General features: G+C 56.5%; 28 protein-coding genes. 4 read left to right on the top strand and 24 right to left on the bottom strand.

Annotated features, from left to right (window positions below; genetic code table 11):
• Nucleotides 1–184: 184 nt before the first annotated feature.
• From I2C21_RS10070 to I2C21_RS10030, 9 genes are all read right to left on the bottom strand, one after another.
• Nucleotides 185–736, bottom strand: a complete 552-nt coding sequence (locus tag I2C21_RS10070; RefSeq protein WP_101692968.1) for a hypothetical protein — start codon at nt 734–736, stop codon at nt 185–187.
• A complete protein-coding gene (gene bilQ / locus I2C21_RS10065; RefSeq protein WP_286167264.1) occupies nt 729–1,172 on the bottom strand; it encodes a bilirubin utilization transcriptional regulator BilQ in 444 nt (147 codons plus the stop codon). Before bilQ ends, I2C21_RS10070 begins: the two co-directional genes overlap by 8 nt.
• Before the next feature lie 165 nt (nt 1,173–1,337).
• Complete coding sequence (locus I2C21_RS10060; protein WP_101692969.1) at nt 1,338–1,847, bottom strand: P-loop NTPase family protein; 510 nt, start codon at nt 1,845–1,847, stop codon at nt 1,338–1,340.
• Nucleotides 1,847–3,064 (bottom strand): RtcB family protein, encoded by a 1,218-nt coding sequence (locus I2C21_RS10055; RefSeq protein WP_195279208.1) that lies wholly within the window; start codon nt 3,062–3,064, stop codon nt 1,847–1,849. Before I2C21_RS10055 ends, I2C21_RS10060 begins: the two co-directional genes overlap by 1 nt.
• An 87-nt stretch (nt 3,065–3,151) precedes the next feature.
• The gene (locus I2C21_RS10050; RefSeq protein ID WP_195279207.1) at nt 3,152–3,382 is read right to left on the bottom strand and encodes an Imm17 family immunity protein; all 231 of its coding nucleotides are present in this window, start codon (nt 3,380–3,382) and stop codon (nt 3,152–3,154) included.
• 282 nt (nt 3,383–3,664) lie between these two features.
• Nucleotides 3,665–4,084: a DUF2871 domain-containing protein gene (locus I2C21_RS10045; protein ID WP_195279206.1), complete on the bottom strand. Its 420-nt coding sequence runs from the start codon at nt 4,082–4,084 to the stop codon at nt 3,665–3,667.
• Between the two features lie 13 nt (nt 4,085–4,097).
• Entirely contained in the window at nt 4,098–4,763 is a 666-nt protein-coding gene (locus I2C21_RS10040; RefSeq protein WP_195279205.1) for a hypothetical protein, read from the bottom strand.
• Between the two features lie 3 nt (nt 4,764–4,766).
• A complete protein-coding gene (locus tag I2C21_RS10035) occupies nt 4,767–5,219 on the bottom strand; it encodes a hypothetical protein (protein WP_195279204.1) in 453 nt (150 codons plus the stop codon).
• Between the two features lie 69 nt (nt 5,220–5,288).
• Entirely contained in the window at nt 5,289–5,846 is a 558-nt protein-coding gene (locus I2C21_RS10030; RefSeq protein ID WP_101692975.1) for a TetR/AcrR family transcriptional regulator, read from the bottom strand.
• Between the two features lie 140 nt (nt 5,847–5,986).
• Here I2C21_RS10030 and I2C21_RS10025 point away from each other — a divergent pair, with 140 nt between their 5' ends.
• The 3 genes from I2C21_RS10025 (at nt 5,987) to I2C21_RS10015 (ending at nt 7,658) form a co-directional block, all read left to right on the top strand.
• A complete protein-coding gene (locus I2C21_RS10025; RefSeq protein ID WP_101693970.1) occupies nt 5,987–6,379 on the top strand; it encodes a pyridoxamine 5'-phosphate oxidase family protein in 393 nt (130 codons plus the stop codon).
• Between the two features lie 135 nt (nt 6,380–6,514).
• Nucleotides 6,515–6,865: a DUF2200 domain-containing protein gene (locus tag I2C21_RS10020; protein WP_101692976.1), complete on the top strand. Its 351-nt coding sequence runs from the start codon at nt 6,515–6,517 to the stop codon at nt 6,863–6,865.
• Nucleotides 6,866–6,998: 133 nt separating this feature from the next.
• Entirely contained in the window at nt 6,999–7,658 is a 660-nt protein-coding gene (locus I2C21_RS10015) for a CatB-related O-acetyltransferase (RefSeq protein WP_195279203.1), read from the top strand.
• A 93-nt stretch (nt 7,659–7,751) separates the two neighbouring features.
• Here I2C21_RS10015 and I2C21_RS10010 read toward each other — a convergent pair whose 3' ends face one another.
• Nucleotides 7,752–8,201 carry a helix-turn-helix transcriptional regulator gene (locus I2C21_RS10010; RefSeq protein ID WP_186963606.1) on the bottom strand — a complete coding sequence of 150 codons (450 nt, stop codon included), beginning with the start codon at nt 8,199–8,201 and terminating at the stop codon, nt 7,752–7,754.
• Nucleotides 8,202–8,354: 153 nt separating this feature from the next.
• On the opposite strand from I2C21_RS10010, the gene I2C21_RS10005 reads away from it, so the two are divergent.
• Nucleotides 8,355–8,882, top strand: coding sequence for a pyridoxamine 5'-phosphate oxidase family protein (locus I2C21_RS10005; RefSeq protein ID WP_195279202.1), 528 nt, complete (start codon nt 8,355–8,357; stop codon nt 8,880–8,882).
• A gap of 60 nt (nt 8,883–8,942) precedes the next feature.
• On the opposite strand, the gene I2C21_RS10000 is transcribed toward I2C21_RS10005, so the two are convergent.
• The 14 genes from I2C21_RS10000 to I2C21_RS09945 all read right to left on the bottom strand — a co-directional run bounded on the left by I2C21_RS10000 (nt 8,943) and on the right by I2C21_RS09945 (nt 18,341).
• A complete protein-coding gene (locus tag I2C21_RS10000; RefSeq protein ID WP_195279201.1) occupies nt 8,943–9,401 on the bottom strand; it encodes a metallophosphoesterase family protein in 459 nt (152 codons plus the stop codon).
• 14 nt (nt 9,402–9,415) lie between these two features.
• Nucleotides 9,416–10,054: a Vat family streptogramin A O-acetyltransferase gene (locus I2C21_RS09995; protein WP_195279200.1), complete on the bottom strand. Its 639-nt coding sequence runs from the start codon at nt 10,052–10,054 to the stop codon at nt 9,416–9,418.
• A gap of 13 nt (nt 10,055–10,067) precedes the next feature.
• On the bottom strand, nt 10,068–10,382 hold the full coding sequence (locus tag I2C21_RS09990; protein WP_101692982.1) for a TIGR04076 family protein: 315 nt from the start codon (nt 10,380–10,382) through the stop codon (nt 10,068–10,070).
• Nucleotides 10,379–10,789, bottom strand: coding sequence for a peptide deformylase (locus I2C21_RS09985; protein ID WP_101692983.1), 411 nt, complete (start codon nt 10,787–10,789; stop codon nt 10,379–10,381). Before I2C21_RS09985 ends, I2C21_RS09990 begins: the two co-directional genes overlap by 4 nt.
• 105 nt (nt 10,790–10,894) lie before the next feature.
• Nucleotides 10,895–12,466 carry a hypothetical protein gene (locus I2C21_RS09980; RefSeq protein ID WP_195279199.1) on the bottom strand — a complete coding sequence of 524 codons (1,572 nt, stop codon included), beginning with the start codon at nt 12,464–12,466 and terminating at the stop codon, nt 10,895–10,897.
• Complete coding sequence (locus tag I2C21_RS09975; protein WP_195279198.1) at nt 12,459–13,166, bottom strand: ABC transporter ATP-binding protein; 708 nt, start codon at nt 13,164–13,166, stop codon at nt 12,459–12,461. The genes I2C21_RS09980 and I2C21_RS09975 overlap by 8 nt, the downstream gene beginning before the upstream one ends.
• A 42-nt stretch (nt 13,167–13,208) precedes the next feature.
• On the bottom strand, nt 13,209–13,412 hold the full coding sequence (locus tag I2C21_RS09970; RefSeq protein WP_195279197.1) for a hypothetical protein: 204 nt from the start codon (nt 13,410–13,412) through the stop codon (nt 13,209–13,211).
• Between the two features lie 18 nt (nt 13,413–13,430).
• Nucleotides 13,431–14,372 carry a hypothetical protein gene (locus I2C21_RS09965; protein ID WP_195279196.1) on the bottom strand — a complete coding sequence of 314 codons (942 nt, stop codon included), beginning with the start codon at nt 14,370–14,372 and terminating at the stop codon, nt 13,431–13,433.
• Nucleotides 14,373–14,449: 77 nt separating this feature from the next.
• Nucleotides 14,450–14,572: a hypothetical protein gene (locus I2C21_RS17600; RefSeq protein ID WP_286167263.1), complete on the bottom strand. Its 123-nt coding sequence runs from the start codon at nt 14,570–14,572 to the stop codon at nt 14,450–14,452.
• Nucleotides 14,573–14,750: 178 nt separating this feature from the next.
• Nucleotides 14,751–15,215, bottom strand: a complete 465-nt coding sequence (locus I2C21_RS09960) for an XRE family transcriptional regulator (RefSeq protein WP_286167262.1) — start codon at nt 15,213–15,215, stop codon at nt 14,751–14,753.
• 193 nt (nt 15,216–15,408) lie between these two features.
• Entirely contained in the window at nt 15,409–15,591 is a 183-nt protein-coding gene (locus tag I2C21_RS09955; protein ID WP_328821074.1) for an imm68 putative immunity domain-containing protein, read from the bottom strand.
• 86 nt (nt 15,592–15,677) lie between these two features.
• Nucleotides 15,678–16,220 (bottom strand): hypothetical protein, encoded by a 543-nt coding sequence (locus I2C21_RS17595; protein WP_286167261.1) that lies wholly within the window; start codon nt 16,218–16,220, stop codon nt 15,678–15,680.
• 133 nt (nt 16,221–16,353) lie between these two features.
• Entirely contained in the window at nt 16,354–17,157 is an 804-nt protein-coding gene (locus I2C21_RS17590) for a glycosyl hydrolase family 79 N-terminal domain-containing protein (protein WP_286167260.1), read from the bottom strand.
• Between the two features lie 59 nt (nt 17,158–17,216).
• A complete protein-coding gene (locus I2C21_RS09945) occupies nt 17,217–18,341 on the bottom strand; it encodes an AI-2E family transporter (RefSeq protein ID WP_195279195.1) in 1,125 nt (374 codons plus the stop codon).
• Nucleotides 18,342–18,505 lie beyond the last annotated feature (164 nt).

Here is an 18,505-nt window from a genome sequence, read left to right as displayed (position 1 = left end):
CTCCTTTCCAAGTGGTATGGACTTCTATTTTAGGATATATGGGCGGACCTGTAAACAGGGGCGTAAATTTATTCTATCCGCCGGCGGGACGAGAAAAAGGCCTGCCAGAGCGCCCGGGTTCTGTCGGGCCCTCTGGCAGGCTTGCAAAAAAGAGAGGGGAAGAGATCAAAGAGAGGGGAGGGGATCAGTCGGCTCGCTTGTAGAGGATGGGTTCATCATACCCGAAGGTCTTTTTGCCGTTGACCTCCATGCTCTCACTGACCTCCAGGCACTGGGACGAGAAGCGCTCGAACAGGGTGAATTTCAGCACGGGGGAGAACATGCTGACGCTGCCGCCCTCCCACACGCCGTCCTTCTCCACATACAGGGCGGGGGTGAATTTCTCCGACTGCTTCAGATCCCGGAAGTCGATCTCCTGAAGGTTCTGATAGGTAAAGGTGTTTTTGTCATAGCCGGCGGGGATCTCGTAAGAGGTCAGCCGGATGCCGCCCTCCTCCTCGGTGAAGAGGAACAGGTGCGGGGTGGCGTGGGTGTTCCCCTTGGCGGTGTAGTAGCTCTCCTCCAGCAGGAAGGCCCCCTGGAAATCGGCCGGCAGGTGGGAGATCTTGTCGTTGCAGACGGTATTCACATGCCGGGCGTAGGGAAAGTCGGGCTGGTCCGCTTTTTTGGCTTCAAACTGCTCCGCATTGTCAAAGTTTCCGGACAGGAGCGCGAGAAAGGCATTGAGTTTATTCATGATTTGATTCCTCCATGTGGTGATTCATAGAAAATGTGATCTGTTTCAAAAGATCGATCAGCAGGTGTCGGCTGTTTTTGTCCAGGGGAGAGAGGACCTGTTCGTCCCACTCGGCAAAGAGGGAGCGGCTGGCCGCAAAGACCGTGCTGCCGCGCTCGGTCAGGCATACGATATTGGCTCTCCGGTCCATGGGGTTCTTGCGCTGGTCCACAAAGCCGTGCTCGATCAGCTTGGAGAGGGTCCGGTTCAGTTGCCCGGCGTCCAGCTTGAGGGACTCGGAGATCTCTTTTGGCGAGCACTGCCGCCGCTTGCCGATATAGATGAGGATGAAGAGCTGACTGTAGGTGACGCCCAGCTCCGCCATTCTCTCGGAGCAGTAGGCGACAAAGTGCTTTCGTAGTACGGAGATAGAAAAGGCAAAGGAGTCGCTGTACAAGGGATCACCTCCATTTATTTGACAAAATCAAGTATAGATCATATACTTGATAAAGTCAAGTATAAAATTTGCACAAGAAAGGGGATTCTTCGCCCCTCCAGTTAAACGACAAAGCCCCCCGTCCTGTGCCACCGGCGGACCGGCACAGGATGGGGGGCTTCTCTTTTATTTGGGGCAGTGGGGCCCAGTTTGCCGGCGAAGCCATTGGCTGGCCTCCGCTCGGCGGCGGAACACAAAGACCGTCTTTCCCGCCTGGTACCGTTCCAGAAGGGCGTAGATCTGCGGCAGCTGCGTCTGTGGGAAGTCCTCGATGCACTGCCGGAACTCCGGGTCAAAGGTCTCCTCCACCCAGGGGAGATCTTCACGGGGCATGCCGATGCGGGATGCGGCGCCCATCAGGCAGACCGAAGGGGGATAATCCAGCAGGAATACCGTGTCGCAGTGCCGCAGCCGGAGCTCCAGCGTGCGCAGATAGTTGCCGTCCACGATCCAGCGTTCCTGGCGGAGGATTTCGGACAGACGCGCGTCAAATGCGGAAGGGGAGATCTGCGTCCCATCCGGCCGGTGCCAGATCTGGTCCAGGTAGTGAAGGGGCAGGCCGGTCAGATCCCGCAGGGCCCGGGCAAAGGTGCTCTTTCCCGCCCCCGGGCAGCCGATGACCAGAATCCGCTCCATCACCTCACCGCTTCCTCATCCCCGGCCTTGAAGTTGTAGATGGGGCGGATGATTTTTACCACATCCGCGGTGGGGCCGATGTTGTCCAGAATGTCCTGCATCCCCTTGTAGGCCATGGGGCACTCGTCCAGGGTGGCCTTGCTCACCGAGGTGGTGTAGACCTCTGCCATCTGCTTTTTGAACTCGGACACGGTAAAGGACTGTTTGGCGTCCGCCCGGCTCATCAGGCGGCCTGCCCCGTGGGGGGCGGAGCAGTTCCAGTCCTCGTTGCCCTTGCCGACACAGAGGAGGCCCCCGTCCCGCATGTTGATGGGGATGAGCAGCGGTTCCCCTGCCTTGGCGGACACAGCCCCCTTCCGCAGGATCATGGCGTCGGTGTCGATATAGTTGTGGATAGTGGTGAACTGCTCCTCCACATGGAGCTTCATGCCCTTGATGATCTCATCCATGATGGCCTGCCGGTTGAGCATGGCAAAGTGCTGGACGAGCTTCATATCGTGGATGTACTGCTCAAACAGCGCCCCGGACACATAGGCCAGGGCCTTGGGAATACTGGTCTGCTTGAGATTCTTACGCTTTTTCAGCTCTTTCTGAATCTCCTTCTCCCGGCCCTCCGCCTTCATCTGGGCGACCAGGGCCTGGAGAGAGGCGTCGTCCGTGTGGTTGAGGACCTTGTAGCCCTCCTCCTGGTAGTAGCTGGCCACCTCCACGCCCAGATGACGGCTGCCCGAATGGACCACGAGATAGAGGTTTCCCTCGTCATCCCGGTCCACCTCGATGAAGTGGTTCCCGCCGCCCAGAGTGCCGATGCTCTTTTCCGCCCGCAGAAGGTCCACGTGGCGGGCACAGCACAGCTCACCCAGGTCGATCTCGCTGCAATAGCGGTGGGCCTTGTCCCGGATGGAGAAGCCGGAGGGGATCTTCTCATAGATCAACTTGTCCAGCTTTTGGAGCTCCAGCCGGCGTTCCCGGATGCGCACGGTCTCCATGCCGCAGCCGATGTCCACTCCCACCAGATTGGGCACCACCTTGTCGGTGATGGTCATGGTGGTGCCGATGGTGCACCCCGCGCCGGCGTGGATGTCGGGCATGAGCCGGATGCGGCTGCCCGCCGCAAATTCCTGATTGCACAGCTCCTGGACTTGTGCGATGGAGGCGCTGTCCACCACGTCGGTGAAGATCTTGGCCTCGTTGTATTTTCCTTTGATTTCGATCATGATAACCTCGCTGAATGGTGTTCGTTGTGATTCGATCGGTACCGCAGAGCTTGTCTGCGGCATGCGTCAACCCCGGCGGATCTGCCCTCACAGCGTCAGCAGACAGCGCCAGAGGCTGGACACGATCAGCACGATCCCCAACAGGAAAAAGATCGCCCGCCGGGAGCCGCGGCTATAGCGATGGGATTCGGGCTTGCCGGTGGGACCGCAGAGCCAATTCCAATTCAGAATGGCGCCGAGCAGCAGCAGTATGCCAATCGCCAGGGGAATCAAGTACCAATGCTCCCGCAGTATGGCTGGAAACTTCGCTCCTTCCATTTGGCGTTCCTCCTTACGCAAACAACGCTCCAGGTGCAGCAGTCAGGGCAAAGGGCATTTCTCTTGGCGAGTGGAGAAAGCCCCCCTGCCGCACGGCCGGGCAGATTTCGTTTTTTCATGACATGGGGAGGGGAATCGGAGATCCTGCTTTAAATCCATCATACATAATTTTATGGAAACCATCAACTGAAAGTTTTGTTCCTGCACCCCTGTGCTGGCAGAAAAGAGAACAGAGAGGGGGCTGATGCACCGCACCAGCCCCCATTCCAATCTTTTATGTTCTTATCCCTGCGCCGCCGGTACGCTGCGTTTGACTTGCAGAAGCAGCAGCACCAGACTGACGCCCAGCAGGATATGGCCGATCCCGGCTATGCCGGAGATGGCCGCGTTCACGCCGGAGGAAAGGGTGTTTCCCAGCACCTGGATCACACCCCGGACGGCCAGCATCACAGCGGTCAGATTCAGACCCACGTGATAGACGGCCAGTACCCGCCCGGTGGCGGCTCCCGTGAAGGAAAAGTTCTTCTCCAGCACAAGCAGCAGCAGGAAAAATACCATGCCCAGCAGGAAGTAGTGGGTATGTACCATGGAGAGGGTCGTTCTGGCCGTAAAGCCGTTGAATTTGGTAAACTCCCGATAAAATACACCGCCCACCATGGCGAGGATGGCGTACACCAAAGCCGTGTTGCTATATCGTTTCATACCGGATTCTCCTTTATTTGCACTCCTGCTTCATGGCAAAGTACCCGATGAGCACCGTCCAGACATAGGCGCAGGTCTTGGGGATCATCAGCATCCCGACCATGGGGATGGCGTCCGCCCACAGCACCACCGGGATGTAAAAGCCGAAGCTCAGCACGATGGTCAGCCACATCCAGCGGAAGGCCCGGTCCCCCTGTGCCTTGGCGCTGCGGTAGAAGAGCACGATCACCAGAAGGCCCAGCAGGGCAAAGGGGATGTTGCGGTAGATGCCCCAGGAGAGGGGCGCGTCGGCGCTGAGCCACTGGTTCTGGGGCATCATGCACAGGAAAATTCTCAGCCCTGCCAGGACATACACCGCGGCGGTGAGGCCACTCTGTCCCTGTACGCGGTACCGCTGCCGCCACACATAGTAGAGCAGGACATAGAAGATGGTCATGGTGACCGAGGTGATCCATTTGCCCAGCCCCAGCGGAACGGTATAGTGCTCCAGGCCCGTGGTGCACAGAGCCACCGCACGGGGGATCAGATGAAAGGCGTCGCCCGCGCCCAGCACCACCGCCATGAGACCGAACAGCCGGAATTGACGATTTCCCTTGCTGCCCTGGATCATCCGGACCCCGATGGTAATGACGGAGATCAGATAGACGGCATCAAACAGTGTTTCCATAATTGCCTGCATGGTTTACTCTCCTTTCTGTTCCATATGGTTTTGTGCGGGGGATGCGGCAAAGACCGCCTTGCCGAAGTTTCGGCCGAACAGCAGCCCGGCCAGCAGAAGGGCCGCGCCCAGTCCGGTATAGAAGACGGCGATAAACCGCTCCGGGGCCAACCCGCTCACGCGCAGGCCGATGCCGCCGGTCATCATCACCGCCATGATGGCGAAGGCCTTTCCGTCAAAGAATTTCAGGAAGAAGTGCCGCTCCTCCAGGTAGGAAATGATCCTGGCCGTGTGCTTTTTCACCAGCTTTCCGAAGATAAACCGCTGGAACACGACAAAAACCAGCACAGACAGCAGATAATTCACCACCGTAAGATGGGGCGGATAGGCCATCAGACCGATGCGGAGAATATTGAAGCCCGCCGCGCTCCACACCAGACAGGCGAGCAGCAGCAGCGTATTCCGTTTTACTTTCATTTGGGTCCTCCTTTTGGTGAACGATGTTCAATTTCGTGGATATAAAATTCCCACGGCAGAGTGGGAATTTTAATAGAGGGTCCTGCGGACGATCTCCAGTACCGGCGCAGGGTCGTAATCCTGCCGCAGCAGGGCGGACAGCATCAGAGAGAACAGGAGGTCCGCAAATTTCTCCGCCGTAAAGGCCGCGGTAAAGGCGTCCGGCCGGACTTTGCGATCCCGCCTCAGGACGGAACACAGCCCCTCTAAAATATGCTGCCAAGTCTGCTGCATCCGCCGTTTTCCATCCGATTTGTCCTCGCCCAGGAAGCCCAGGGAGTGGAGGGTGAAAAAACCAGGATACTCGTTGCAGCCGTATTCCATCCGCCCGTACAGCCAGGTAATGCAGGCCTGGGTGTCCTGAAACACGGCCCCGTCCTCCGGACGGTGGAAGATCTCACACCAGACGCTCTCCACCGTGGCGCCCATCAGGGCGGCCTTGGAATCGAAATAGTTGTAAATGGATCCAACCGATACTCCGCAGGCCGCCGCCACCGAGCGGATGCTGATCGCCGACCAGCCCTCCCGGCGGATCAGCTCCCGGCTGGTCTTCAGGATCTCCTCTTTGGATGTGACAATGGTATTCATCCGATCACCTCAATATGAACACTGTTCATTATAGCGGTTTGAGCGCTCTTGTCAAGGATTTTCCGTTCCGGCGCTGTCTGGGGATGTTGACGGTGGGGAAGCAGGGGTATACAATGGAGAAAAACAAGGAGGGATATTCCATGGAAGAAGTCTACAAATTCCTGAAAACCTGCGGCACTTATTATCTGGCTACCATGGACGGAGATCAGCCTCGGGTACGCCCCTTCGGCACCGTGGATCTGTACCAGGGCCAGCTCACCATCCAGACTGGACGGAAAAAGGATATTGCGCGGCAGATGCTGGAAAATCCGAAGGTGGAGATCTGCGCCTTTGATGGACAGCGTTGGTTGCGTTTGGCGGCTAAGGCTGTGGAAGTGCCCGAAGTGGCGGCTCAGGAACATATGCTGGATGCCTATCCCGATCTCCGTGCCATGTATGCCCCGGGTGACGGGAACACCATGATTTTTGCCCTGACGGAAGCCACTGCGACCTTCTCTTCCTTTACCGAGCCCAGCCGCACGGTTACCTTCTGATCATTCTCACCATCCAGCCGGCACTGCGAGTTGCAGTGCCGGTTTTTTATACTGTCCGAGGGCCAGAACCAATCTGGTTGTCAGGGGTAAGTGCGTATGGTATGATGAAAGCACAAAATGGAGGGAGGTATTTTTATGCCCCGCACCGATGTAACACAGATGCCCTTTTCCAAGCTCTATCCGCTCCTGGTCAATAAGGCCGGGAAGAAGGGCCGCAGCAGGGAAGAGGTGGACCAGGTGACCGCTTGGCTCACCGGATACACGGCCGAGGAGATTGCCCGGCTGGAGGAGTCCGACACCAGCTATGGGGACTTTTTCCGCAACGCCCCTGCTCTGAACCCCAACCGCACCCTCATCACCGGCAAGGTGTGCGGCGTCCGGGTGGAGGAGATCGAGGACCCCCTGATGCGGGAGATCCGGTACCTGGACAAGCTGGTGGACGAGCTGGCCAAGGGAAAATCCATGGAGCAGATTTTGAGAGCATGATGGTTTGACGGGCGATGCCGAACCATCCGCACAGGAGTGTACAAGAATGAAAGAAATCAGAAAAAAACGGGCGGTTGCCACCCCAGGATGCCGGAGGAAGGATGTGATCGAAACATAAGAAAGGATGACAGGCATGCATCAGATACCAGACCCCAATCAGGTCTTTCCAAACGAATATAAGACCTCCTGCTTTATCAAAAATGTGGTCAAGGCCCCCAATATCTCCATCGGGGACTACACTTATTACGACGACGCGGCAGACCCAACCGGGTTTGAACGGAACAATGTGCTCTTTAACTACCCGGAGTTTGGGGACCATCTCATCATCGGGAAGTTCTGCGCCATCGCCTCGGGCACAAAGTTCATCATGGGGCCGGCCAACCACCGCATCAGCAGCGTTACGACCTATCCGTTCCATGTGTTCGGCGGAGCTTGGCAGGAGAACACCCCACCCCACCTGGATCAGCTCCCCCGAAAAGGGGATACCGTGCTGGGCAATGACGTCTGGATCGGGCGGGAGTGCGTCATCATGCCGGGTGTCCGGATCGGCGACGGCGCGATCGTGGCCGCCTGTTCCGTGGTGGTCCGGGACATCCCGCCCTACACGGTGTTTGGGGGCAATCCGGCGAAGTTCATCAAGAACCGGTTTGACGAGGAGTTGACCGGCCTGCTGCTGCAATTCCGGTGGTGGGATCTGGAGCCGGAGGAGTTGGTGGAGGTCCTGCCCCTGCTGTGCGATCCGGATCTGGAGAAGGTCAAGCGGGAGATCCGCGCAAGAGTTCGCACGAAGTAACATGAAATAAGCCTGCGGGCGAGCCATAAAACAAGAGACTCCCTCCATCCTGTGACAGCCTATGGGCCGCACAGAATGGGGGAGTGTATTTTTTCACATCTGGCCCTTCCACACCCGGGCCAGAATGTCCTTGAGCACCAGTAAGGCGTCGGTGTGATTGTAGCCGTAGTCTACCCGCAGCTGGGTGAGCATCTCCCGCAGAGCGGGGGCATAGTCGTTGATGCGCACCCGCTGATGGTAGGTGGAGAGCACCGGGTACTTCTTGCTCCATACCTTGTTCCAGTCGATCCGGGCCTGGGCCTCGTCGCTGACGCTGTCGATCATCTGCTGGGCCTGCTGCTCGTCAAAGTCGTACTCGATCAGCTCGTCCAGGGTCATGTGGTAGAGCATGGCCAGCCCCTTGGACTGGCGGATGTCGGGCAGGGTCTCATTGGTCTCCCACTTGGAGATGGTCTGGCGGCTCACCCCCAGTTTTTCGGCCACATTTTCCTGCGACAGCCCGCTCTTTTTCCGGGCGTGGTATAAGCTGCTTCCCAAACTCATGGCATGTTCCTCCTGCGTTCCGGTTTCTGCATTTCAGTATACCGTCCGGGCGGCCAAAAATCTACCAGGGAAAGCGGTCACTTTCGCCCGGATTCCTGACATTTTCTCCAGCTGTGTGCTATACTGAAGAAAAGCAGACTGGGAGGGATGTGTATGACAGACGAGGCATATCAGGCCGCTGCCCGCTATTGGGAGGAAAAGGACGCGGTCAGCGTCCGGATGGAGCAGGGCAAACTGCGGGTCATGGTGGAGGAGTATATCCAGTCCAACAACACCTGTGCCCTGGCCACCGGGACCGGGGACTATGTGCGCTGTACCCCCATCGAATACAGCTGGCACGACGGCGCTTTCTGGATGTTCAGCGAGGGAGGGAAAAAGTTCATCGGCCTTCAGAGCAACCCCCATGTGTGCCTGGCCATTTATGACCGGTATGAGGGCTTTGGAAAGCTCCATGGGATGCAGGTGATGGGCCTGGCCGAGCTGGTGGAGCCATTCAGCGAAGCCTACAACGCCCACGCCACATGGAAAAAGCTCTCCCTGGAATTTCTGCGCAAGCTGGAGAGCCCCATGCACCTGATCCGTGTCCGGCCCACCTGCATCGAGTGTCTGTTCTCCGACTTCAAGGCGCTCGGGTGCGCCCCGCGGCAGACGCTGCTGCTGGACGGGACGATCCTGGAATAAAAATAGAGCGCCCGGAGTTTTCAAGCTCCGGGCGCTTTTTGTGTGGTCAAATGGGATTTGTCATTTCACTTCATGGGGAATGATGACCTTTTCCACCTGAATCTTCCCGTCCGTCAGCTCCGCCATCATCATGGTGATCTCCTGATGGAACCGCCGGGGACCGCAGGAGCCGGGATTGAGCCAGAGGATACCGTCCCGCTCCTCCTGCACATACTTGTGGGAGTGGCCAAAGACTACCACATCCACGCCGGAAAGGTCCGCCGGGACCTTTTTTTTGTTGTGGACCATGGCAAAGGTCACGCCGTCCAGGGTCACGGTGAGGTCGTGGGGGATGTGCTCGGCCCACTCCTTGTCGTTGTTGCCCCGGACGATGTAGAGAGGGGCGTATTGCCGCAGCTCGTCCACGATACTGGGCTTGTTGATGTCGCCGCCGTGGAGAATGGCGTCGGCGGTTTTCAGATGTTCCACCACCTCAGGCCGCAGCAGGCCATGGGTGTCGGATAGAATTGCAAGTTTCATGCGCTGTCCTCCCATCACGGCTCGATGCGGCGGATCTGCGCGAGATCACCGCTGCACAGGGCCTCCAGGTTCCGGAAGATTTTTTCCGCGTCCCAGTCCCACCAGCGGAGCTTCCGCAGGTAGTCGGTCAGCTCCGGGTCAAAGCGGGGGCGGATCACCCGGCAGGGGTTTCCGGCCGCGATGGTGTAGGGCGGGATGTCGCCGGCCACCACGGAATTGGCCCCGATGATGGCCCCGTCGCCGATGTGGACGCCGGGCAGTACAGTGACATTCTGCCCTATCCACACGTCGTTGCCCACCACGGTATCCCCTTTGAAGGGCAGCTCGTCCAGGGTGGGGGTGCACTTCTCCCACCCGTGGGCGAAGATATTGAAGGGATAGGTGGTGACCGAGGCCATGCGGTGGTTGGCCCCGTTCATCACAAACTCCACCCCCTTGCCGATGGCACAGAACTTTCCGATGATCAGCTTGTCCCCGATGAAGTCATAGTGGTGGGTCACATGGGCCTCGAAGTCCTCACCTCCGGTGGCCGCGTCGTCATAATAGGTGTAGTCGCCCACCTGGATATTGGAGCGGGTGATGACATTCTTGATATAGCAGACGCTGGGAATATATTCGTTGGGGTGGACAGCGTCCGGGTTCGGTCCAAACATCGTATGACCTCCTTTAGTCTGCATCCTCGTCCAAGGCCTCCACCAGGAAGCTCACCGGACGGAAGCCGTCGTTGCAGGAGAGCATGGCGGACTTGGGGTTCTTCATCCAGCCATCGTAAAAGTTTTCTGCGCCGTGGCTCAGGGCCAGCACAAACGGGGAGAGGGTATCCCAGGCGCTGGGACAAAAGCCCTCCGGTTTCTCCCAGCCGTTGGCGACGAAGGTCTGCCCCACCGCCATGTCACAGGCGTGGGAGATGGGGTTTTCATATTGGGCCATCAGGTCCTCATAGCGGGCGATGCGCATGACGGTGATCTTACACTTTTTCATATGAGGATGCCCTCGCAGTGGTCGATCTCGTGCTGGATGATCTGGGCCGTCCAGCCGGTAAAGGTTTTCAGCCGCTCCTGGAACTTCTCATTCTGCCAGCGCACCTTGATGGACTTCCAGCGCTTGGCCGGGCGGGTGCCGGTGAGAGAGAGGCAGGCCTCCTCCGCATCGTAGGGACCGGATTGTTTGACGATCTCCGGGTTGAACATGACCATATAGGTGCCCTCGTTGTCGAAGGCGATGATGCGCTTGTTCACGCCGATCATATTGGCCGCCATGCCCACGCAGCCCGCTTTATGGTGCTCCAGGGTCTCCAGCAGGTCGGCGGCGACGGGCAGGTCCGCCGGCGTGGCAGGTTCCGCCTTTTGGGCCAGAAAGGTTTCATCCTTGCAGATATCTCGAATCATACTTGCTGCTCCTTCTTTGCCTTATTGCAGAAATTATAGCACAGCAGGCGCGGAAATGCCATGAGGAAGGATGTGTTTGCCCCGCAGGAAGAATTCGATGGCGGCTTATGTACGCAGCCGGAAGGTCTGCGGAGCGAAGCGGTAGACCAGGATACAGGCGACCATGGAGTACAGTACGCAAAAGACGATGCAGGCCACGCCGAATACCAGTAAGGGCAGCCGGAGATCCATCATGAGATAGCACACCACATAGGTCAATACCATTGCGATGCGGTAGGTCCCGCTTTTCATCTCGGTTCCCGCTGTGTAGGGCTGTAGCAGGTAGTAGAGGGTCAGATAGTGGATGGAGAAGAAGAGGCTCATGGACAGAATGGAGGCCAGAAGCACCACATAGTTGAGGGGATTGTCCGTCCCACCGGAGGCGTAGAGGATCAGGACGAGCCCCACGCCGAGCACCAGGGCGGGAACTGCGTTGATCCTCATGATCTCCCGCAGGCGGATCTGAAAGAGCTTGAGGATCGATCCGGGCTGCTTGTAGAAGGAGTAGGTCAGCAGACTGTGGTCGCAGTTCATAAAGAGGGCCTGCGTAAAGCCGGTACCCCGGTTGATGAAATAGAGGATGAAGGCGAAGTAGGGCAGCCAGGTCATCCCGGACTGATGGATGTTGGTCTTGGCCTCTGGGAGCAGCTCCATGAGCAGCAGTACCCCGCAGCAGAGCACTGCGCAGATACCGGCGATGCGCAGAGAAGAGCGCCATAAAATCTTCCGGTGCCGCTGGATGAACAACTCGTTGAGGTACTCAAAACCCACTTTTTGGCTGGTGATGGAGGTATCCGCGGAGATGGCCTTCTCGCTGGCGGCTTTGGTGGCCTTCTTGGCCGAGTCCATCTGGGTGGGCACCTGGGAGAGAAGCTCCTGGTTGATCTCCCGGTAATACCGGAAGTTCACCACCTGGCGCAGGCTCACCAGGCCTGCCGGGATCCAGATCAGAAACAGTCCGGCGGAAACGGCCAGGGGCAGGACGAACCCGAGAGCAGGCGGCAGATAGGCCAGTACCAACAGCACTCCCGTCAGCAGCCAGACAAGTTTCTGAAGCTTATTTTCCTTGTGGACGGAGCCTTTTTTCTCATAATCCCGCAGGGAGTAAGCGGCCACGGACAGCTTGGCCCCTGCCACACAGAAGGGAAGCAGCAGGCACAGCCACAGGGGGACCCCACGCTCCAGCCCGAGCAGAAGGGTGAAGGGAAGGAAACCCACCACCGTCTTCAGGAGCGCATAGCCGTAATGGACCAGCGTGTAGGAGCGGGCGTTCATCCGCAGGAGGATCATGGCGTAATACTTGTCCCGGGTGGGCACAAAGAGACTGGTGTTCATATAGGAGCCGATCAGCGTCAGAAAGAGCAGAATGTGCAGAAAGGAGAGCGGGGACGGCACGTTCTGATAGAGAAGCCCCAGACCCCATACCATCGCCAGGAAGTAGAGGGCCTTAAAGAGAAAAATGGAGACCAGCTCCCAGAGCAGGGACAGGACATTGGCAAAGATCTTGAGTCCCCGGACCTGATACAGGGCGGCGGGGAGGAGGGATTTGAGCAGCGGGATCTGCCGCAGGGAATAGAGAATGCTGTTGACCCGATAGGTGTTTTTCAGAGAAAAGGACAGCCGCAGTGTGTTAAGCATAGGTTTCCTCTTTCAGCGCTGCAATGATTCGTTCTTTGAATTCCCGATCGTCCAGATTGGACTTCGCCACCACTTCCAGGGTTCCGTGACTGAGCAGCACGATCTCGTCACAGAGGTCCAGGGCCAGATCCAGAATGTGGGTGGAGAAAAGAGTGATCCGGCCGTCCTTCAAGGAGCGGAGCAGCTGCTTCATCTCCTCAGCCACCACCACATCCAGAGAGGTCAGCGGCTCGTCCAGCAGCAGGATCTTGGGCTGGGCGATGATGTTGACGAGCATCTGCATCTTGTTCTTCATGCCGTGGGAATAGTCCTTGAGGAGCTTATCCCGGTCCTCCGGCGCAATGCTCATCCAGTCAAAGTATTCATCCAGGGACTTGGGACTTTGGATGGAGGCCCTGTTGATGTCCAGAAAGAACTTTAAAAACTCCCGCCCGGTCAGAAATTCGGGGACCGTGGGGGTGGAGAGCACATATCCGATGTCCTCCGCCGCCACATCCCGGCGCACCCCGTCCTCCTCCAGGTAAAAGGCGCCGCCGTCTGCTTTCATATCCCGGTTGAGACAATTGAAAAGGGTTGTCTTGCCGGCGCCGTTCCGCCCCAGCAGGCCGTAGATCTTCCCCGCCTGAAAGGTAAAATCAATATCTCTCAAAACCGTTTTTAGCTCAAAGCGCTTTGAGAGGTGTTCAATGACAAAGTTCATGGATCTCTCCTCGTTCTATTGTATTCCGATCAACGGACCGATTCACTGGATGCGAAAACCGCTGGCCCCTTTCTGAAAGACATATTCCATCTTGTCTTTACGGGTGGCAAATTCCAAACGTTCATATCCCAGTTCCTCGTGAAAGGATACGATATGGTTTGTCCAGTCGATCCAGAGTACGTGAAGCTTCTGTGCTCCTGTGTCGTCGTCCATCGGGTTGTCGATCCTTCTTTCAAACTGTTTCATATGCTCTGAGAGGCCCGCTCACATGGGCACGCTGTCTACCAGGCGCGTGATTTCCTGCTGGAGACTGTCCCGCTCCGCGGTGGCCTGGTCCATCAGAGTCTGTAAATGGCCCAGTACGCCGCAGATCTGATTTCTGGTATCCTGAATCTGGGCCTGGGATTGATGGATCTGATCCAGCACGGCCCAGTCGGTAAAGAGACCGTCAAAAAAGTAGTCGGCCATCCGCAGAAAGCCGTCGATACTGACCTGAAAATCGGCGGTGATGGTCACATCGGCCAGCTCCGTCTTGAAATGGCGCAGTTGAGACTGAAGAGATTCCACAGATGCCTGGGCCTTATCCAGATGGTCGTGCTTTGCCAGGTCGGCGAACAGGCCTCCGCCCACCAGATCCCAGGTGCCCCAGCTTTCCGCGCTCTGCAGGCTGTCGGCGATCTGGTCCGCAGTGACCAGCGCGGCCTGCCCGGCGGCGCAGGCCTCTTCCAGTTCCCGCACCTGGCTCTCCAGATAGGCCGACCGCTCCTCCAGGGTCAGGATCTCTTCCGCCGTGTTGCCGCCGGCCGCTTTGACCGCCTGTGTTTTTTCCTGCCGCAGGGAGGCATAGCGCTGCTCGCAGTCCCGGAGGGAATCCAGCTCCTCCTCGGACCTGCGCAGATCGCACTCAACCCCGTCCAACTCCCGGACGGCGGCGTCGTATTTGACCCGGGCGGCGTAGGCCTCCCGCTTTTCCTGGGTCAATTTCTCATCCATTTTTCCGATGACTTGGTAGAAGAAGGCGGAAAGGCTCCGCCCTTCCAGGCGGTCCACATCCGCCTGTTCCTCCTGAAATTGCTGCTCCAGCTCCTGAGTCCGGGCGGTATACGTATCCCGCTGAGCGCGCAGCTCTGCCACCGTGGCCTCCAGCTTCTTTTTCCGGGCGCATTGGGCCTGCAAAGCGCGCAGCTGTTCGTCATAAGGACGCATACTCTTTGCCTCCTTTCCCCGATACACACAGATCTCATCTCTCATTATCAAACCCTCCCAGTTTGCAAAAAAGGGCTTCACAGCACGGTGAGGCCCTCTGTTTGGAGATGGGAGTGGATAGAAGGTGGAAGCCGCTTTTTCAGGGCGGCTTCCACGCCCAAGGACTGCGCATAAGCTGGATCGTTCCGGAGTCGTTCCATCAGACGGAGTGCCAGAATCCGCGCTTTTGTGTCCATTGGGATCACCTCGCTGTACATGGTCTCAGAGTGCTGCCCCTCTGCTTATGGGGATATTTTACCATTCCGTCGGAGGAGCAACCAGGACAGATACAGCAAAATAGGAGCGCCTATTTCCACTGCGGCAGCAAAATGGTTCCGTTTAATTTTTCTCGGTTTCCAGTCGTTCCTTGCAGGCATGGTACTGCTTGGCATCAATGGCACCGGTGGCCAGCATCCGCTCCGCCCAGAGCTGCAGCGTCTCCACTGTGATGGAGATGCGCTCCAGCTCTTTCTGGATGAAGATGAAGTCTGTCAGCTCATCCTCGCTGATCATGCCGTCCGCGGTGATCTCAATGAGCCGCTCTTTGCGCTTGTTCATGGAGTTGAGAGAGGCCAGCATTTCCAGAACGATCTGGGACAGGTCCTTGATTTTTACTTCCGGCACATACTGCTGCCCGATGGGGCACTGGTTGGCACAGTAGTAGTTGCAGAGGCTGGGCTGTTTGTACTTATCCGCCATGACCAGCACTTCATCCGGGTGAGGCAGGCAGCGCTCGTTCTCGATCTTCTCGATACGCTCGGGCGCAAGGGATTCCAAAAGTTCGCTGGCTGCTTCCCGGGTCAAATGCAGCTCCTCCCGTGTTTTGTGGTAAATATTTTTATTCTCTTTCGTGGATACTCTCGCCATAACCGTCATCCCACCCTTATATATTCTCGTGGTCATTATACGGTTTTCCGACGAGAAAGGCAATTCCGGAAAAGTATCTTCTTGAAGAAAGCTGCCGGCTGCCTCGTACAGTTCGGTCCGCAATGCCTCCCTATCTCTGTCCATCGTTTTGATCCCCTTGTCCTTGGAGGTCATACAGGGGATCTTGGGCGAAATCTGCCGTGGCGGTGACGCAAATGGGGCGGGAGTGGGTGTTATACTCGTCCAAATCATGAAGGTTTACGCTGTCGCGGACACTGCACTCCAGCCGGATAGCGGCCAGGTCTGTGATCACATCAGTGGCGAATTTCCTCTTTTTTAGTGTGCAACAAACAAAAGGTCCGGCCTATGTCGATTCATAGGCCGGACCTTACAAGTGTTTTATAGTACAAGAAAAGTACAGCTGCCCGGTGCAAGCCAAACAGTTCCCTGGGGTTGCAGATCCGGTGTAAGTTTAGGAATACCGCAGGTGCCTGAAATGGTTAATTCTTTCCCATTCAGTAGCATCGTAGAAGAACGCATCGTTTGGGCGTGCAGCGTGTAGCGCAGGGCTTCTTTGGGAATCGTCACACAAATGGTATCCGTGAGGGAATTGTTGATGATCAAATATACCACCCCGCAGGCTCCGTCTTTTCGAGAATGACAGTAAATATGGATATTTTCCCGGTTGAGCTCCCTACAATCATATACGGCAGTTCCCATCAGCCGGTTCCAGAGCAGGACGGCGAAGTAATTGGGGCGGGGTAAAAAGGTGCCGTGTTCCAGAAAACCATAGTCGGAAGAGGCCAACGTGTTGTGGAAGATAACACCATTGGTAATGGTGCCATAGCTGCCCAGTTCGTTCAGCGTACGCAGAACGTCCAGATAAGTGGAGGCCCAGGTATCTCCGCCTCCACCGGCATCGCCGGATTCTGTAACCCACATTTGCCCGCCGGGGACAAATCTGTCCCTGAGTGCTGTATGGGCTCTGGCACAGTCCGGAGCCACGGCCAGATATGCATCGCTGTGAGCCAAATGGGCGGGCCAGTGGGCGGCTGGCATGGTCCCGGCGATCCGCTCAGAGACACCATTGTAATAGTGATAACTGATAACTGAACACATCCAGAGGAATTTGAGTACCTGCCAGCAGCTCTTCTGTGGTACAGGTCTTGGTCATACTGGCGATTCCGGCCCCGAACCCTTTGTTCTCCGCACCTGCGGCAGCAGGGTCTCCGGTGGTACATGGGCCGACCAGAAGACAGTTGGGGTAATGGGAGCGAACCCATCTATATAGAATATCCTGGTCCCGGGCATAGTCCGCGGCGGTATAGCCTTGGGGCGCGCCGGACAGCTCCAGTATATTTGGCTCATTCATAAATTCCACGGCATCAATATCTACACCGTATTGATGGCTGAAGTCAAAGATCTTCTTTGCCTGGGTCAGATCCAGCGGTCCCCCGTTGGGGTGATCGCCAGTGCAGTTGCTGACCGAGATCAGCAGCTTGGCGCCGACATACGACGCAAAATCCAAAACCCCCATCCACTGTTCGCGGGTCAGGACGCTGCTATAACCATCCGGTGCCTTCCCCTTAGTCACATCCTCAAAGTCGTAATAGGTTTTGGTGGCCCATGTGCCGGACACACGGATCCAGGCAGGACCCAGTGCCTTGGTAAGCTCCCGCAGCCGCTTGTTATGCAGATCGATGGGGGGATAATACTCCATCAGCTCCGGCATGGCGGTCACATCGGTGAACGATGTGACCGAGGGAAACTCCGCTGTACCGGCAATCTGTTCCTCCGTATAGGACTTCCAGAAGGTTCCGCCGCTCACCTCTGTCATCTCAATGTTATAGGACATCAGCCGCTTGTCTAGATGGCGCATCAGATGGGACGGATAAACGGTCAAAGAGATGCTTTCTTGTGGACTTTGCTTCTCATTTTTCATACCTTTATACACTCCTTTGTTTGAGAACGATTGACATCTTCTTTGACGAGACGATACAAAGCTGCGGCCAGAGGAACGCACAGCAGCATTCCTGGAATCCCCATCAAGCCGCCGCCCAGTGTGACGGCCGTCAGCACCCAGATAGCTGGGAGTCCCAAGGAGGAGCCGACGACGCGGGGATAAATAAGATTTCCTTCCAACTGCTGCAATACAACAATAAAAATGAGAAAAATAATTGCTTTGACCGGTGAGACTGTAAGGATCATAAACGCACCTATGCCCGCGCCGATATAAGCGCCTGCCACAGGGATCAGAGCAGTAAAGGCAATGACAGCCCCCGTCATGGTGGCATAGGGAAGATTTGGAACCAACATACCAGCGGTGCAGAGCGCGCCCAGGATAACAGCTTCGGTACACTGACCCAAAATATATTTATGAAATGAGTCGTTAAGAACGGAGAGGACGTATCGCATCTTGACATAGATGCCTGGCTTTACATACCGCAGCATCAGTCGATGAAACTGGCTTCCCAGTTTTTCTTTCCCCAGCAGTAGATAAATGGAGAAAATCAGGGCAAGCAGCAGAGTTACGGCACCGGAGAATACAGAGACGGCTGCGCTGACGGCCGCACCCATGACGCTGCTGATGCCAGAGGTCAAAAAGGTGATTATCTGCTGGGCCTTTGCTCGCCAATCCACTGTTTGCAAGGAAGCCAGGATGTTCTCTGGTACTATGTTTTTGGTCTCCAGCCATGCAAGCAGGTTGTTGATGGCTGTGGGGACTTGTCCCGCCAACAGTTTGATGCAGGAAACCAGTTCCGGGATCACCAGTTTGACAATGAAAATCAGAAGAATAGCCAGGGTAAGAAAAGCTGCCAACATACATACCGGACGGCGGCTTTTGATCAGAGCGGAATTGGGGGACCGAGGAAAGTAATGTGCTTCATAGAAGCTCATCAAAATGTTAATGGCATATGCAAGAACACAACCTAGCAGCAGCGGTATGGCGGCCTGAAGCAGGTTTTGAAACAAATCAGCAAAAACAGACCAATAGGTAATACATAGGTACAAAAGAAACGCTGCGATACCGATTCTGGCACAGGACTTCCAGTCAATATACATAAGCAGCACCCCCCTGTACATTGGAAGTGAACTGAATCGGATCAAGCAGGAGAATGCCCATAATCGATTCTACGATATATAAGACAGCGTGGGCTGCACTTTCCCTGAACACATTCATAAAAAGGATTCCTCCAAATCAGAACGTTGGATGGTGAAGCAAATGT

The sequence above is a fragment of the Clostridium sp. J1101437_171009_A5 genome, assembly GCF_015547905.1.
GTDB classification, from domain to species: Bacteria; Bacillota; Clostridia; order Oscillospirales; family Oscillospiraceae; genus Pseudoflavonifractor_A; species Pseudoflavonifractor_A gallinarum.
The sequence above is the reverse complement of the archived record's forward strand: the minus strand, read 5'-3'. Positions and strand labels throughout refer to the sequence as shown.